This window comes from Acinetobacter sp. I-MWF (assembly GCF_025433935.1).
In the GTDB taxonomy this organism is placed as follows: Bacteria; Pseudomonadota; Gammaproteobacteria; order Pseudomonadales; family Moraxellaceae; genus Acinetobacter; species Acinetobacter guillouiae.
The window spans coordinates 726,485-743,208 of the sequence record NZ_JAMBAR010000001.1; the positions used below are offsets into that span (position 1 = coordinate 726,485).

Consider the following 16,724-nt stretch of genomic DNA (forward strand, 5'->3'; position numbering starts at 1 on the left):
CTAAGTCCTTTAGTATTTTTAATAACTTGGCGATGACTTACTCTATTCTGAGGAGTCTTATAATTTTCGATTCTTTATAAATAGTCACTTATCTGATGTCTATTGAAGTGCGTGATGTAGTTGAAGACACAATAAAAGAGGCGTCTACCAACTCGTAGACGCCTCTTTTTAATTCAAGGATTGAAATGCTTAAAGAATTTCAATCGCTACAGCAGTTGCCTCACCACCACCAATACAAAGCGCAGCAATACCTTTTTTCCCACCCGTACGTTTTAAAGCATGAATCAAGGTCAGGATGATGCGTGAGCCTGTAGAACCAACAGGATGGCCGAGGGCACATGCACCACCATGAATATTAACTTTTTCAGCGTCCAATTTAAATTCATCGATAGGGCACATGGTAACCATAGCAAATGCTTCATTGATTTCCCATAAGTCAACATCTTGAACATCCCAACCGGTTTTATCCAATACCTTTTGGATTGCACCTACAGGGGCAATGGTAAATTCAGAGGGGTGTTGTGAGTTTGAAGCATAGGCAACAATTTTTGCTAAAGGTTGAAGACCTTTTGCATTAGCATGATCCACAGAGGTTAAAACCAGCGCAGATGCACCATCTGAAATTGAACTGGCATTGGCTGCAGTGATCGTTCCATCTTTGGCAAACGCAGGGCGTAAGCTAGGAATTTTGTCGATATTGGCATTAAATGGTTGTTCATCTTGATCGATAACAACATCGCCTTTACGGCTTGAAACTGTGACAGAAACGATTTCATCTTTAAACCAACCTTCAGTAATGGCTTTTTGTGCGCGTTGTAAAGAACGAATCGCAAAATCATCCATCTGTTGACGGGTATAGCCTTTGCTATTTGCCATATCTTGGGCAAAAGAGCCCATTAAACGACCTGTTTCAGCATCTTCTAGGCCATCAAAGAACATATGGTCTTTTACTTCGCCATGGCCCATGCGATATCCGCTACGTGCTTTTGGCAAAAGATAAGGTGCGTTAGTCATCGATTCCATACCGCCAGCAACAATCACATCTGCTGAACCTGCTTTGATTGCATCCGCAGCCTGCATAACTGCTTTCATGCCTGAACCACACAATTTGTTAATGGTTACAGCACCGGTTGAATCAGGTAAGCCAGCTTTGCGCATTGCTTGGCGGGCCGGGCCTTGTTTTAAACCCGCAGGTAAAACACATCCCATAATGACTTCTTGTACATCATTTGGTTGTAAGCCCGCACGGGCAATGGCTTCTTTAATCGTCGCAGCACCTAGTTCTGGTGCAGTCAAACTGGTCAGGCTTCCTTGAAAACCACCCATAGCTGTACGTGCACCATTCACAATTACGATGTCAGTCATTGTTTTAATCTCCAAATGATTATTCTGTGAATATATCCAAAACCTAAGCAGTATATAAAAAATAGTATAAGAATAAAGTCTAGCGATTGAATATATGCTGACCGTAGAGAACAGTTTTTAACATTCAGGTGGTGGCCCTAAATTTATCGCACCCATTCGTCCGATTTTGTAGCGCTTATTATTTTCTGCATCATATTGGCTACAATAATAGAAACTTCCAGGTGAACCTCTGGGTAAACCTGTATCACCTTGTAAAGTCAATACATCTCTACTACTGGCACTTCCCACCCAAGTCAGCTTGCCATATTTAATTTTATTTTCAGTTTTGAGGAGTATGAGGTCATCGTCATCAATCTGCTTGTTTTTATTTTTGTCTGTAAAAATAAGTAATCCTTTGTTCCATTTATCTTTTTCACATCGAATTAAATCTTCAGATGAGCAAATCACTACAGTGGTATGTCGAACTAAAGCTTGACTTCTTGCATAAGAAACATGCTGTTGAATATGTGTGGAAATGATTCTAATCTCTTGTTTTTGCATCCAATTATGATAATGGGGCAAACAGATTAAGCAGATAATTGTAAGGATACAAATAGTGGCGATAAGCTCGAACAAGGTAAGACCTCGTGCTTTACAATAAAAATACATCTTTGGGTCTTCTGTTAAGTCTTGTTTTTTATTTGAAAAATAATGATTTTTCTATTAAATTTAATTGAAATGTTAACGTAGTAAAATATTTATTACTATCAGTTTCTTTTACTGCTAAAATGCACGTAGCAAAAAGATAAGCGATCCACGCAAAAAAATTGAGTAAAAAGTTACCGAATTACAACGGAAATTGTAAGTAATTTTGTCAATAATTTACTTGATTAAAGTTATCAAGCACTTGGAAAAAGCCTCAAGTGTTTGTATGATTCAACGTGAGTAGCTTAAAAATAATACTGGGGTATTAAAATTTATCTCAGGATAGCCAATAAATTTTAGGCTAAGCTTGAACAACAATTGTTATCTCTGGAGGATATCCATGAAATTGAGTCGTATCGCACTTGCTATGCTTGTTGCCGCTCCATTCGCTGCTGCTAATGCTGGTGTAACTATTACACCTTTACTACTTGGTTACACTTTCCAAGACTCTCAACACAACAATGGTGGTGATAAAGGCGAGTTAACAAACGGTCCTGAATTACAAGACGATTTATTCGTTGGTGCTGCACTTGGTGTAGAACTTACTCCATGGTTAGGTTTTGAAGCTGAATATAACCAAGTTAAAGGTGATCTTGACGGTACTGGCGTAGCTGGTTCTGAATACAAGCAAACTCAAATCAACGGTAACTTTTATGCTACTTCTGATTTGATCACTAAAAACTATGACAGCAAAATCAAACCGTATGTATTGTTAGGTGCTGGTCATTACAAGTATAAACTTGATGACATGTCTTACCATAACAACGAAGAAGGTACTTTAGGTAATGCTGGTGTTGGTGCTTTCTGGCGCTTAAACGATGCTTTATCTCTTCGTACAGAAGCTCGTGGTACTTATAACTTTGACGAAAAATTCTGGAACTATACTGCTCTTGCAGGTCTTAACGTAGTTCTTGGTGGTCACTTGAAGCCTGCTGCTCCTGTAGTAGAAGTTGCTCCAGTGGTTCCAGTTGCTCCAACTCCAGTTGAACCAGCTCCACAAGTTCTTACTGAAGATTTGAACATGGAACTTCGTGTGTTCTTTGATACAAACAAATCGAACATCAAAGATCAATACAAGCCAGAAGTTGCTAAAGTTGCTGATGCGTTAACTACATTCCCGAATGCGACTGCTCGTATTGAAGGTCATACAGATAACACTGGTCCACGTAAGTTAAACGAACGTTTATCTTTAGCTCGTGCTAACTCTGTTAAATCAGCGCTTGTAAGCGAGTACAACATCGATGCATCTCGTTTGTCTACTCAAGGTTTCGCTTGGGATCAACCGATTGCTGACAACAAAACTAAAGAAGGTCGTGCTATGAACCGTCGTGTATTCGCGACAATCACTGGTAGCCGTACTGTAACTAAATAATCCTTTATTTAGTGAATAAAAAGGCGACTCAATTGAGTCGCTTTTTTATTTAAAGTCCTTATAATTCTAGAATATCTAAATAAAATTGAATCAGAAATTAATAATTACAGGTTAACGATGAAATATATCATTTTAGGACTGGTACTCATGGCATTGAATGCCTGTACGTCGACACCAATAGATTCAAATCGTGTTTCAATCCAAAAACAATATCCAAACGAAGTGAAGTCATTGAAAAATGGGCTGTCCATATATTTTCAACCGAAATCGACAGACATTGAAGCTGAGTATAAACCTGCTTTATCTGTTGCCTCACAATTATTGAAAGACAATAAAAATTTTGTTCTTTACATTGAAGGCCATACAGACAGTACAGGCTCTTTGGCTGCAAATAATAAAGTCTCCTTAACACGCGCGAATATTGTCAAAGATTTTCTCTTAAACGAATATCAGGTCAATCCAGAGCAATTGATTACGCTCGGTTTAGGACCAACCAAGCCAATTGCTGATAATAAAACAGCTGAAGGTAGAGTGAAAAATAGACGAGTAATGGTGACTTTAAAAATTAAGTAATTTCGATAAAGCCTCTCAATTTGATCTTACAGCGTTATAATTGTTGATTGTGATTTCTACAAGTTTGAAAATTGAATGAGCGTGCAACTGCCTAAAGCCTTATTAGACCTCGAATCAAATTGCGGTATTTTTGCTGTTTGGATGTTATTGCAAAATTACTCAATTCAGTTAGATATTCAACAGTTGGTTAAACTTTGTCATCACGATGCAGAGGATGGTACTTTTACAATTGGTTTAGCGATTGGGCTGAAAAAATTAGGTTTTGATCTGTCTTTTTATACAGATGAAGACTTAAATATTCATGAAAAAGAAATCCTCCGTTATCAAGATGCGAAGAGGTTAGGAGTGCAGATTAGTCCAGCGTTAAGCTATCAAGAAATCCAAGCCTATATTGAACAAGGGTGTAATGTTATTGTTTTTTATGACACTTTAGAAGGCATTGGAAATCATTCGTTGGTTTATTCGATAAATGATCAGGAAATTTGTTTTTATGATAATTTTGATGCCATGCCGAAAGCAGTCTTTGAGCAACAACGGTTAGCTGAGGGAATTTGTCAGCAAGCAATTGTGATTTATCCCGATATTCCATCTGTACGTTATTGTTAATTCAATTGCAAATGTAAATCTCAGTAAATCGAAATTTACTGAGATTTATGATCAAAATTGAGGGTTATTTTAGCTTTAGCCTTTAATACACAATACTTGTTTTAGTGTATGAACCACATCAATCAAATCATTTTGATTGGCCATAACTTGATGAATATCCTTGTAGGCACTTGGAATCTCATCAACCACTCCTTTATCTTTACGACACTCAATGCCCGCAGTTTGTGCAATCAAATCTTGCTGATTAAACAAGTGTTTGGCTTTAGAGCGACTCATTTTACGTCCTGCACCATGTGAACATGAACAAAACGAATCTGGATTACCTTTGCCTTTAACGATAAAAGATTGCGCGCCCATTGAACCAGGGATAATCCCATATTCATCAAGCCCTGCACGAATTGCACCTTTACGTGTAACAAAGACATCTTCACCAAAGTGAAGTTCTTTCTGCACATAATTATGATGACAATTAATCGCTTCTTTGGTCATTTGAAAACTTGGTAATAAAGGGCGAATTGCTTCTAAAATTAAACGCATCATCTCACGTCGGTTTTCAAAAGCATATTCTTGAGCCCATTCTACAGCTTCCACATAATCATCGAAATTTGTCGATCCTTCTGCAAAGTAGCTCAAGTCTTTATCAGGCACGTGACCAAAACGATGTTGTGCTTCTTTCTTGGCACGTTCGATAAAGTAAGTGCCAATCACATTACCTAAACCACGACTACCTGAATGCAGCATGACCCAGATATCATCATTTTCATCAATACACAGTTCAATAAAGTGATTACCACCACCTAAAGTCCCGAGTTGCTTTTGCCATGTAACATCAAAACTGCGTAACATGCGTTTTAAAGCAGGGTGTTTGTCTGTAATACGCTGGAGCTTTTTATCTAAGGGTGAAAGTGTTGAAGACTTAGCTTTGATTTGTTTGTGCATTTCAAAGCCGACGGGTACTTTTCTTTCAATGGCATTGCGTAAAGTACTTAAATTATCAGGTAGTTGAGATGCTTTTAAACTAAGTCTTAATGCATTCATACCACAACCGATATCCACGCCAACCGTAGCAGGAATGATGGCATTCTTGGTGGGAATAACACTTCCTACAGTTGCGCCTTTACCCAAATGTACATCTGGCATCACTGCGATATGTGAATGAATAAATTGTAATTGTGCCATTTTTCGCAGTTGCGTTAGGCTTTCTTCATCCACATCTTTTGTATAAATTTTTACAGGAACGCCATATTCTGCTTTGGCGTTTAAAATCATTTGTATGCTCATTTTTTTTCTCGAAGCAAATTTTTTATTGTCCGAAGGCGGTTACAACACTATTGTCAAAGCAATGATCGATTCAAATTTTAAAGACAATAAAAAACCTAGCGAATGCTAGGTTTGACTGACATTCGGACACTTTGATTAATTCAGTGCCCGTGAGTAGACGACTGCTTAATCTTAATTTAAAGTTTTCTCAAGTTGGTGCATGTCGTACTCCTCTACTTTTTGATTTAAAATCAAAGGTGAAAATTCTGGTTGGAAATGATCCAATGGGCGTTATTCTATAAAGAAAAAAAACTTTGTCAATGAAACATAGCAAATTAATTTTTAATTCACGTTGAATTGCTGTTATAAAAAACAATAAAGCAGCTAAAAAGCTGCTTTATTTACATCAAGTGATTTACTCTTTTTCGACTTGAATGGGTTGTACATCCATCTGATCATAAGCGATCAATTTAGATTTGTGTTTCCACTTATAGCCAAGCCAGATAACAAGGAACAGCGGAATACTAATATACGTAGACAACACACTCATCCATTTTCCATCAAGCACAGCTTCTGCATTTTGGCCAAGTATAATGATGGCACAAAGAATAAAGGCAAACCATGGACCAAAAGGGAAGAATTTTGCACGATACGCAAGATCTTCAAGTTTATAGCCTTGAGCCAAATAACCTTTACGGAAACGATAATGTGAGATTGCGATACCTAACCAGACAATAAAACCGCACATACCTGACATGTTTAGCAGCCACGTAAACACGACACTTTCACCAATAAAGGTGGTTAAGAAACACAGTGCCGCAATTGCCGTTGTTGCATATAGTGCATTCATGGGTACACCGCGAAGATCGAGTTTAGAGAAAACTCGTGGTGCTTTACCTTCACGTGCCATATCAAACAACATACGTGTTGATGAATACATACCTGAATTACCTGCAGACATAATTGCAGTCAAAATCACCGCATTCATTAAGCCTGCTGCAAATGCTAAACCTGCTTTTTCATATAACAGGGTAAATGGTGACAGGGTAATGTTTCCATCACCTTCCGCAGCAAGTGCAAGGTTTGGATCTGTATACGCAACCAATGTACCAATGATAAAGATACACAAGATATAAAATAAGAGAATACGCCAAAAAATTTGTTTAATAGCGATTGGAATGGTTTTTTTCGGATCTTTAGATTCACCTGCTGCAACACCGACCATCTCTGTCCCTTGGAACGAGAATCCAGCGATCATGGCCACACCGACTAAGGCTTGAAAGCCACCAACAAATGGCGCTTCACCAACGGTCCAATTCTTGGTAATTGAATCTGTTGGATCTAACATGATTTTACCAATCATGAATAAGCCAATGACAATAAAGAAGATGATGGCAATCACTTTAACCAGTGAAAATAAAAATTCACTTTCACCAAAGCCTTTTACAGTTAAGGCATTGATACAGAAGATAATCGCAAGGAATAGCGCACTCCACCAAAAGCCGGGGATGTCTGGAAACCAAAACTTCATGATGAATTGAACGGCAACCAATTCAAATGCAACGGTAATGGCCCAGTTATACCAGTAGTTCCAACCGAGTGCGAAACCAAAACCTTCTTCTACATACTTATTACCATAGGTAAAGAATGCGCCTGATGTTGGATTGTGGGTTGCAAGTTCACCTAAACTGGTCATCAAGAAATAAATCATGATACCAATCAGAACATAAGCAAGTAATGCACCACCAGGTCCAGCGGTGGCAATCGTTTGACCCGAAGCAAGGAATAACCCTGTACCAATAGAACCGCCAATGGCGATCATGTTTAAATGTCGTGCTCCAAGCTTACGCTGGAGTTGAGGATGATCTGTTTCGCTCATCGTTATTCCTTACTACTTTTTTGAGTGTTGGCGAACAGCACTTTAAAGCCTTGTTGATCTGCTTTAGTCGTACATTGACTAAAACTCTGCTCAATGAGTAATGGGTAATTTAGGAAGCGGTTTGCCACAATCCATAATTCACCACCTGATTTTAAATGTCGTCTCGCAGTTTTACATAACGTTTCACTGGCATTGTAATCTGTTTGAATACCTTGGTGAAATGGAGGGTTACTCACAATGGCGTGTAAGAACAATGGCGCATCTTCAATCCCTGTGACTGCTTTTATTTCAAGTTGTTCTAAAGGTAAATTATTTTTTTCAAAAGTCATTTGCGTTGATGCTAAAGCAAAAGCATCGACATCTAAAGCAAAAATACGATTTTTCGGATTAAGTTTACTCAGATAAGCACTGATGACACCTGCACCACAACCAAAGTCCGCAATCTTTCCAGACGTCACTTGTTTGAGATAAGGTAAAAGCACTGCAGTTCCAATATCTAGACGATTTTGGCTAAATACACCAGGGAGTGCACAAATGCTAAGTTCTCCAGCAGGTGTTGGAACATTATAGACTTGCGCCCATTCTGCTAATGGCTTTGCTGTTACGGTTTTATCTGTGGTGAGTTGCCACATTTGACAATGACGTGCGCTATCAAGCTTGATGGCTCGACCATAAGGCTGGAGTTGTTTTGCAGCACGTTCTACCCCACCTTTTTTCTCTCCAACCAAGAAAATCGAAGCGCCAACAGCTAAACGACTGACTAAATTGTGCAAGATATAGTTGAGTAGCTCTTTTGATTTTGGAACAAAAACAACAGCCTGATCAAATTCAGCTTCTGGCAGGTCAGTACCAAAATGTACCGTTGCCTGCTGATTCTGAAAATATTGAAACTCATTGTAATTCCAAGTCCAAATGCTTGCTTCGATGTTATGAGCTAAATTAGAAAGTAGATCATCCGTTGCTGCATTTACAAATAGCACGCGTCCAGAAAGGTAGTCATGCTGTCGAATGACAACTTCGCTTTTTGGCTCCATATTCACCATCCATCAATAAAAATTAGCGCAATGCCCAGTCTAAGCTGGGCATTATAAAGAATAGATTTATTATTTTTTAGTTTCGGGTAAAACTAAATTCAAAATTAATGCAGCTAGCCCGCCAGTTGCGACACCAGAACTAAAAATATTACGCGGTAATTCTGGCAAATGTTCCAAAATTTGAGGAACTTGTGCAACCCCTAGGCCGAGACCCAAAGAGATAGCAATAATCAATAATGCACGACGGTCTAGTTGAATTCCCGATAAAATGTTAATGCCTGAAGCAGCAACTGCACCAAACATTACCATAACCGCCCCGCCCAGTACCGCTTGCGGTACCGCCTGAATGATACCAGCAACAGCAGGGAATAACCCCAGAATGATAAGCAGGATTGCAATCCAAATCCCAACAAAACGACTTGCAACACCCGTCAACTGAATTACACCATTATTTTGTGCAAAGACAGAACTTGGGAATGTGTTGAAGATCCCTGCAAGGAAAGAGTTGGCACCATTGACCAATACACCACCTTTAATTCGTTCCATCCAAACTGGGCCATCTACAGGCTGATTTGAAATTTTAGAGGTTGCGGTGACATCGCCAATTGCTTCTAAAGACGTGACAAGATAAATAAACGCCATAGGAATAAATAAGCTCCATGAGAAGCTAATTCCAAAATGCATTGGTGTCGGAATTTGAATCAATGGGGCATCTTTTAAACCAGAAAAATCCAAATAGCCCATAAAGCCAGCAAGAATATAGCCAATGACTAAAGCAATCAGAATTGCAGAACTTTTCACCCAAACCACTTTGAAGCGATTGAGAAGAACGATAATTGCCAACACTGTACATGACATAATGAGATTGTCGGCACTGGCAAACGTATGACTTTCCATGGCTTGGTAACCGCCACCCATGCTGATTAAACCTTCTTTAATTAAGGTTAAACCAATCAATAGCACCACAATCCCTGTAACCAAGGGTGTGATCAGTTTTTTTACCCAAGGTAAAATACGCGAAACACCCATTTCAATAAATGAGCCAGCAATGACCACACCAAAAATAGATGCCATAACCGCTTCTACCGGTGTGCCCGCAGCAACCATGGCAGAACCAATCCCAATCATTGGACCTATAAAGTTAAAGCTTGTGCCTTGGACAATCAGGAGGCCTGCACCAAAGGGTCCAATTTTTTTACATTGTAAGAATGTTGCCACCCCAGAAATCACCAATGACATGGAAAGAATCATATTGGTATCTTGAGGAGAAACACCTAAAGCTAAACAAATTAGTAAACCGGGTGTTACAATTGGAACAATAATCGCAAGCAAATGTTGCAAAGCCGCAAAAAAAGCGATGAGTGGTTTTGGGCGATCATCTAGACCATAAACAAGATCAATTTGAGCCTGTTTCTGATTGGGAGAGGGGTTAGAATTGGACATGGCACAGCAATTGGAAGTGGCAAGATGGCGCTATTCTAATCGCTTTACACACTATTACAAAATAAAAAGCCTGCTGTTGTGAAAAAAACTTGTAACTGTCAATAAACTGTCACTACTAAAAGTTAAGATTTTTCTGTATAATTTGCCCTCAAATTTAAAGCGTATCGAATTTACATGTCTGATATTAAAACTCTCCGTAATATTGCCATCATCGCGCACGTCGACCATGGTAAAACGACTCTTGTCGACAAACTTTTACAACAATCAGGTGCACTCGGTGACCGCGCGGGTGAGATTGAGCGTGTTATGGATTCGAATGCGCTTGAGTCTGAACGCGGTATTACCATTCTTGCAAAAAACACTGCAATCAAATGGTTAGACAAGCGTACAAATACTGAATACCGCATCAACATCGTCGACACCCCAGGACATGCTGACTTTGGTGGTGAAGTTGAACGTGTAATGTCTATGGTTGACTGCGTACTTCTTCTTGTCGATTCACAAGAAGGCCCAATGCCACAAACTCGCTTTGTAACACAAAAAGCGTTTGCTCGTGGTTTGAAGCCAATTGTTATCATCAACAAAGTAGATAAGCCAAGTGCTCGTCCAGACTGGGTAATTGATCAAGTATTTGATTTGTTCGATAACTTAGGCGGTAGTGACGAACAGTTAGACTTCCCAATCGTATATGCTTCAGGCTTACGTGGTGTTGCTGGTCCTTCTCCTGAAGAATTAGCGGAAGATATGACACCGTTGTTCGAAACAATCGTAGATATCGTTGAACCACCAGCAGTTGATATTGATGGTCCATTCCAAATGCAAATTTCATCACTTGACTATAATAGTTTCGTGGGTGTAATTGGTGTTGGCCGTATTCAACGTGGTTCAGTAAAAACCAATACACCAGTGACTGTGATCGATAAAGATGGCAAGACACGTAACGGTCGTATCTTAAAAATTATGGGTTACCATGGTTTAGAGCGTGTAGATGTAGATTCTGCTCAAGCGGGTGATATCGTATGTATCACTGGTTTAGATGCATTGAACATTTCTGACACAATCTGTGATCCTAAAAATGTTGAAGCATTACCTGCATTGTCTGTAGATGAACCTACAGTTTCGATGACGTTCCAAGTAAACAACTCACCGTTTGCTGGTAAAGAAGGTAAATTTGTAACTTCACGTAATATCCGTGAGCGTTTAGATCGCGAATTGATCCATAACGTTGCTTTACGTGTTGAAGATACTGACAGTCCAGACCGTTTCAAAGTTTCTGGTCGTGGTGAACTTCACCTCTCAGTATTGATTGAAACAATGCGTCGTGAAGGCTTCGAGATGGGTGTTTCTCGTCCGCAAGTGATCATGAAAGAAGTTGATGGCGAAACTCAAGAACCATACGAAAACGTTACTTTTGATGTTGAAGAACAACATCAGGGTTCTGTAATGGAACAAATGGGTAACCGTAAAGGTGAGTTGACCAATATGGAAGTTGACGGTAAAGGCCGTATCCGTATTGAAGCGACTGTTCCATCACGTGGTTTGATTGGTTTCCGTTCTGAATTCTTAACCATTACCTCTGGTACTGGTATCATGACTTCAAGCTTCTCGCATTACGGTACAGCTAAACAAGGTGCAGTTGCGAAACGTCAAAACGGTGTGTTGATCTCTATGGTTAACGGTACTTGCTTAGCGTTTGCATTGTTCACTTTACAAGACCGTGGTCGTCTATTTGCTGAACCACAGTTAGAAGTTTATGAAGGTATGATCGTAGGTATGAACTCTCGTTCAGACGACATGACTGTGAACCCAACCAAAGCGAAACAGTTAACTAACATGCGTGCATCTGGTACAGATGAAGCGTTAACGTTAACACCTGCAATTAAATTCACGCTTGAACAAGCATTAGAATTTATTGAAGATGACGAATTAGTTGAAGTAACACCTAAATCAGTTCGTATTCGTAAAAAATTCTTAACTGAAAATGAACGTAAACGTGCTTCACGTGGCTAAGCGTTCAAACTGGAAATAATTTAATTTCTAGAAAAAAAACCGCAATTTTTTAATAAATTGCGGTTTTTTTATATAAATGTAAAAGGATATTGGTTTTTAATAAAAAGCGAGTAAATTAGGCGGAAATATATGTTGAAACATAATGTATACTTCGTCACATAAAAAATACGCAAAATCGGCGTGGAGTTAAAGTATGAGTATTCTTTCAGAGTTCAGAGAATTTGCCATTAAAGGCAATATGATGGATTTGGCAATTGGTGTCATCATTGGTGGTGCTTTCAATAAAATTATCGACTCATTAGTGAAAGACGTGATTATGCCTTTAATCACAGTGATTACAGGTGGTGGTGTTGATTTTACTCAAAAATTTGTCGTACTTGGCGATAACCCAAATAACCTTTCATCATTGGATGAATTGACCAAAGCTGGGATTAACGTACTAACCTATGGTAATTTCATCACAATTGTATTGAACTTTCTGATCTTAATGTGGGTGGTTTTCTTGTTGGTTAAATTCCTCAATAAAATCCGTAAACCTGCTGAAGAAGCTCCAGCTGCTACACCAGAAGATATTGCATTACTGCGTGAAATTCGTGATGAATTAAAGAAACGCCCTGAAGCTTAATCTTCATCAAATTGATTCAAATTACAGTATTTTAATATGTCTAAAGCCTGATAAAGCTATTAAATCATTGTAAAAGAGTTGAATGAAACGGTACGATCAAGTACCGTTTTTTATGCAAGCAAGAAAATAGAGATGGGGCTGATGAAAAAAAACATAGGGATTATGGCAATACTTATCAGTTTGTATGCATGTTCAGAGCATCCAAAAGAGCAGCAATCCGCTGATACTCCAACATCTACGCAAGCGGACCAAAGCCGACCTGCTAGTGGTTTAACTTTTAATGAAATGCCAAATGAAGATACCCGCTACGTCACTATAGAAACCGACTCGGTAGATGAAAATGAAACATTACTGTTGGCCCTACAAACACGTTTATTAAAAGCCAATTTTGAGTTTATAGAAAAAGACAGTGGTAGCTCTTGGTCTGAAAATGATTGTTCTCTGAATAAAGTGATTCAAGTAAAAGGTGAGGGCATCCGCTCTTATAAGGCAATCAGTAAAGTTAAGTTAGGTGATGAAAAACAATATCGCCCAGATTTTGTTTTGCTGGTTTTTGCTTTTAAGGATGAACAGCTTGCTGAACAAAGCTTTCAAATGCTTAAGTCTGCTGTCTATTCAGCAGGAGGGTACTGTAATGGTAAATCTCCTGAAACCATCGTTAGAAATGGCAATGAAATATTTTACTTTACCACTCGGGAGGAAGCATTTAGATCATATATTGATGATTATGCGAAGTTTATCCATGAATTTAAACCTGAGCAAATTGATTCAAAAATATAGGAGGGTTTGAATTAACGAGAACAGCTCAGATTTTTATTGTTTTGTTGTCTTAATAAACAATAAGGTTTAAAGCAAATATTAACATCCTTGTCATTGCGCTACGTGATAGACACACTTTGAAAGCCTGAATGATCGAAAAGCAAAAGTATTTTAATTTAGCTTCAGTAATGATAGTTGTTGGTATGACTCTAATTTGAGCGTCACCGAATAGGGAGAGATCCTTTCAACTTCATACCAAGAATGTAAATCTTTAAACTAAAAATCCATGCGAAATTTAATTTCAACCAAGTGAAAGCCGAATTGGCTTTTTACTGGACCATGAAGTACACGTTCAGCAGCGGTAAATACCAGTTTATCAATCACAGGAACAAGCTGTCCTTTTTTTACTTCACCCAGTTCACCACCACGTTTTGCTGAATTACATGTGGAATGCTGTTTAGCCACTTTGGCAAAATCAGCGCCATCATGGATCTTCTTCTTAAGTTGTTCAGCCAAGTCCTTATCTTTGACGAGAATATGTCGAACGATTGCAGTTTTCATTTACTTTTTCCTCGTGGTTTTTGTGGGATGCTCTTCGCGATCTTTAATGGCTGGCATTGTGGGCAAAACACACTGGCTCTTTGTCCTAACTTTAGATTTTCTAAAGTGGTTTCACAGTTAATACACATCTCACCCGCACGACCATAAGCCAATAAGGTCTGCTGAAAGTAGCCATTCTCACCCATGGCGTTGCTATAGTCTCTTAAGGTTGAACCACCCAAATCAATCGCTTGCTTTAAAATACGTTTAATTTCGATAACCAATTTTTGAATTTGTGCTTTCGTCAAACTCGAAGCAGGCTGTGCCGGATGAATCCCTAAATTAAATAAGCTTTCGGTTGCATAAATATTGCCTACACCCACAACAATATGATTATCCATGATTGCAACTTTTGTGCCGACATTTTTATTTTTAAACTTTTCTGCTAAATATTCGGCATGAAATTCATCACTCAATGGTTCAGGCCCTAAAGTATCAATCAATTTTGTTTGGCTTTCCTCATTCAGCCAAATGATACAACCAAAACGTCGAGGATCATGATAGCGCAGCTGTGTGTCTTCAAACTGAATGATCAGATGGTCATGCTTTCTAAGTGCTTCATGTTCATCACAGATTCTAAAACTACCTGACATACCCAAATGCCATAACATGCTATGGGTTTCAAACTCTGCCAAAATGTATTTTGAACGACGCGTTAAGCGAACGAGTTTTTGACCTTGAAGTTGTTGAATATCTTCGGGTATAGGCCAGCGTAACCGTGACTCACGCACTTGAACATGAAGAACTTTCTGGTCGATCAGGGGGAGTAAACTGGCTTTTGTTGTTTCAACTTCTGGTAATTCAGGCATGCACTTGTCACATTGGTGTGAGGACTGAATATTGTATGCAAGAATTGCATTGCGTTAAAGGGCGGTTGCGTTGAGCCTACGACTTTAGGTTAAAATTATGGATATGATCGTTGAATAAGATTGAATTATTGTTTTTAAGTGATTGTTATTTAAAATAAAGTTTATTAATAAAATAAAGTTTTCCAATTGATAAAAAATATCTGATAGTTATATGTAAAAAAATGTGTAAATTTCTAGTGAATTGTTTACTGAAATAATTCTTTTTATCTCGATATTTCAGGAAAAATAGTCATTTTAAAGCTGGAACTTTCTATTAAATTTAGACGGCTAAAGTGATTGAGTGTTGACTGGTTTATCTTTATTCGTTTTGTTCCTGATTAGGCTTTCCCATGAAAAAAATTGCTTATCCTTTATTGGCAATCTCTGCATGTAGCATGATGTCTTTTGCATCAGCTGAAGATGCGTTTAATTTACACGGTTCAACCATGACGGGTGATTGGAATGGGAGTCGGACTGAACTTGCAGAAAAGGGAATCAAATTTGATGGCACCATTGCCATGGACAGTTCATATCTCGCTGATGGTGGTTATGATGCGCACCAAGCGCCAACATTTGCGACACAATTCGGACTGGGTACAACCTTGGATATGGGGAAACTGGCGGGTTGGAATGATGTGACTATTCGTGCTTTAGTTACAGCACGTCAAGGTGAAAGTACTTCACTCAGAGGCATTCAAGCACCAGATGCACCACAATGGGCAAACTCGCAAGCCAATTGGGGACGTGGTAATTCAGGGAGCCGTCTCAGCGAATTATATATAGAAAAGAATTTTAAGGATCAAGGACTAAGCTTGCGTTTAGGTCGTATGGGTTTAGGTACTGAATTCAATACCATGGCTTGTGATTTCCAAGGCAATGCATTTTGTGCAGCACAGATGGGGAAATGGCAAGGTAAGCTTTGGTATAACACACCAGTCTCACAATGGGGCGCACGCTTAAAATATCACATCAATCCTGAACTATTTGCACAAGTGGGGGTGTTTGAATACAACCCTGATAATGCTTTAGAGCGTCAAGGCTGGAATTTGGATACAAAGCATGCCGATGGTGTCAATATTCTTTCTGAAGTGGTGTGGTCACCTAAGCAGGGTGTGAATAATTTACCAGGCAGTTATCGTATTGGTACGCTTTACAATACTGCTGATGAGGCTAAAAATCAGTACGATGTTGCTTATAAAGCAGGAACTAAGGCTGAAGATCGAACATATGGCGGTTGGATTGCATTTGAACAGCAATTGACTTCAACTGGAGAGGGGAAACGTGGTTTACACAGTTTTGGTAATTTCACCATTCATGATCGTACGACGACAGCCGTAAATGATTCACAGCAACTTGGCCTAAAATACTATGGTCTGTTTGATGCTCAACCAAACGATATTCTTGGTTTGGCGGTAAATCGGGTACATTTGAATGATCGGTATACTAATTATGTGAATAGTGCTCGCTTAGGAACAAATTTAAGACAGTTGAATGAAGATGCAGAGTATAATGTTGAGTTGAATTACTCATATTACCCTGCCAAATGGTTCATGCTTCGTCCTTTAGTGCAGTATGTGGTACATCCTGGTGCAACCAATCAGGTGGACAATGCGTTTGTCGTTGGCTTGGGGTCTAAAATTATTTTTTAATACCACCCGAGGACACC

Annotated in this window: 15 protein-coding genes; 7 read left to right on the forward strand and 8 right to left on the reverse strand. The window is 38.9% G+C overall.

What is annotated here, in order from left to right; all coding sequences use genetic code 11:
- Window positions 1-189: 189 nt before the first annotated feature.
- Window positions 190-1,365, reverse strand: coding sequence for a thiolase family protein (locus M2R48_RS03515; RefSeq protein ID WP_262085115.1), 1,176 nt, complete (start codon window positions 1,363-1,365; stop codon window positions 190-192).
- A 117-nt stretch (window positions 1,366-1,482) separates the two neighbouring features.
- The gene (locus M2R48_RS03520; protein ID WP_262085116.1) at window positions 1,483-1,905 is read right to left on the reverse strand and encodes a GspH/FimT family protein; all 423 of its coding nucleotides are present in this window, start codon (window positions 1,903-1,905) and stop codon (window positions 1,483-1,485) included.
- 484 nt (window positions 1,906-2,389) lie between these two features.
- Here M2R48_RS03520 and omp38 point away from each other — a divergent pair, with 484 nt between their 5' ends.
- From omp38 to M2R48_RS03535, 3 genes are all read left to right on the forward strand, one after another.
- On the forward strand, window positions 2,390-3,421 hold the full coding sequence (omp38, locus tag M2R48_RS03525) for an outer membrane protein Omp38 (RefSeq protein WP_262085117.1): 1,032 nt from the start codon (window positions 2,390-2,392) through the stop codon (window positions 3,419-3,421).
- Between the two features lie 117 nt (window positions 3,422-3,538).
- The gene (locus M2R48_RS03530) at window positions 3,539-3,994 is read left to right on the forward strand and encodes an OmpA family protein (protein ID WP_262085118.1); all 456 of its coding nucleotides are present in this window, start codon (window positions 3,539-3,541) and stop codon (window positions 3,992-3,994) included.
- 75 nt (window positions 3,995-4,069) lie between these two features.
- Window positions 4,070-4,600 (forward strand): cysteine peptidase family C39 domain-containing protein, encoded by a 531-nt coding sequence (locus M2R48_RS03535; RefSeq protein WP_262085120.1) that lies wholly within the window; start codon window positions 4,070-4,072, stop codon window positions 4,598-4,600.
- Between the two features lie 75 nt (window positions 4,601-4,675).
- Here M2R48_RS03535 and M2R48_RS03540 read toward each other — a convergent pair whose 3' ends face one another.
- From M2R48_RS03540 to M2R48_RS03555, 4 genes are all read right to left on the reverse strand, one after another.
- Complete coding sequence (locus tag M2R48_RS03540; RefSeq protein WP_262085121.1) at window positions 4,676-5,881, reverse strand: RtcB family protein; 1,206 nt, start codon at window positions 5,879-5,881, stop codon at window positions 4,676-4,678.
- A gap of 394 nt (window positions 5,882-6,275) precedes the next feature.
- Entirely contained in the window at window positions 6,276-7,739 is a 1,464-nt protein-coding gene (locus M2R48_RS03545; protein WP_004723010.1) for an amino acid permease, read from the reverse strand.
- 2 nt (window positions 7,740-7,741) lie between these two features.
- Window positions 7,742-8,773, reverse strand: a complete 1,032-nt coding sequence (locus tag M2R48_RS03550; protein WP_262085122.1) for a class I SAM-dependent methyltransferase — start codon at window positions 8,771-8,773, stop codon at window positions 7,742-7,744.
- A 69-nt stretch (window positions 8,774-8,842) separates the two neighbouring features.
- Entirely contained in the window at window positions 8,843-10,216 is a 1,374-nt protein-coding gene (locus M2R48_RS03555) for a uracil-xanthine permease family protein (RefSeq protein WP_004819155.1), read from the reverse strand.
- 174 nt (window positions 10,217-10,390) lie between these two features.
- Here M2R48_RS03555 and typA point away from each other — a divergent pair, with 174 nt between their 5' ends.
- From typA to M2R48_RS03570, 3 genes are all read left to right on the forward strand, one after another.
- Entirely contained in the window at window positions 10,391-12,226 is a 1,836-nt protein-coding gene (typA, locus tag M2R48_RS03560; protein ID WP_004723004.1) for a translational GTPase TypA, read from the forward strand.
- A 193-nt stretch (window positions 12,227-12,419) separates the two neighbouring features.
- Complete coding sequence (gene mscL / locus M2R48_RS03565) at window positions 12,420-12,851, forward strand: large conductance mechanosensitive channel protein MscL (protein WP_004723003.1); 432 nt, start codon at window positions 12,420-12,422, stop codon at window positions 12,849-12,851.
- A gap of 141 nt (window positions 12,852-12,992) precedes the next feature.
- Window positions 12,993-13,631 carry a hypothetical protein gene (locus tag M2R48_RS03570; protein ID WP_096733220.1) on the forward strand — a complete coding sequence of 213 codons (639 nt, stop codon included), beginning with the start codon at window positions 12,993-12,995 and terminating at the stop codon, window positions 13,629-13,631.
- Between the two features lie 255 nt (window positions 13,632-13,886).
- On the opposite strand, the gene M2R48_RS03575 is transcribed toward M2R48_RS03570, so the two are convergent.
- Both M2R48_RS03575 and mutM read right to left on the reverse strand, forming a co-directional pair.
- Complete coding sequence (locus M2R48_RS03575; RefSeq protein WP_004819160.1) at window positions 13,887-14,171, reverse strand: peptidylprolyl isomerase; 285 nt, start codon at window positions 14,169-14,171, stop codon at window positions 13,887-13,889.
- Window positions 14,168-15,019 (reverse strand): bifunctional DNA-formamidopyrimidine glycosylase/DNA-(apurinic or apyrimidinic site) lyase, encoded by an 852-nt coding sequence (mutM, locus tag M2R48_RS03580; RefSeq protein ID WP_262085123.1) that lies wholly within the window; start codon window positions 15,017-15,019, stop codon window positions 14,168-14,170. Before mutM ends, M2R48_RS03575 begins: the two co-directional genes overlap by 4 nt.
- A 389-nt stretch (window positions 15,020-15,408) precedes the next feature.
- Between mutM and M2R48_RS03585 the strand changes: the two genes are divergently transcribed.
- Window positions 15,409-16,707 carry a carbohydrate porin gene (locus M2R48_RS03585; RefSeq protein WP_262085124.1) on the forward strand — a complete coding sequence of 433 codons (1,299 nt, stop codon included), beginning with the start codon at window positions 15,409-15,411 and terminating at the stop codon, window positions 16,705-16,707.
- Window positions 16,708-16,724 lie beyond the last annotated feature (17 nt).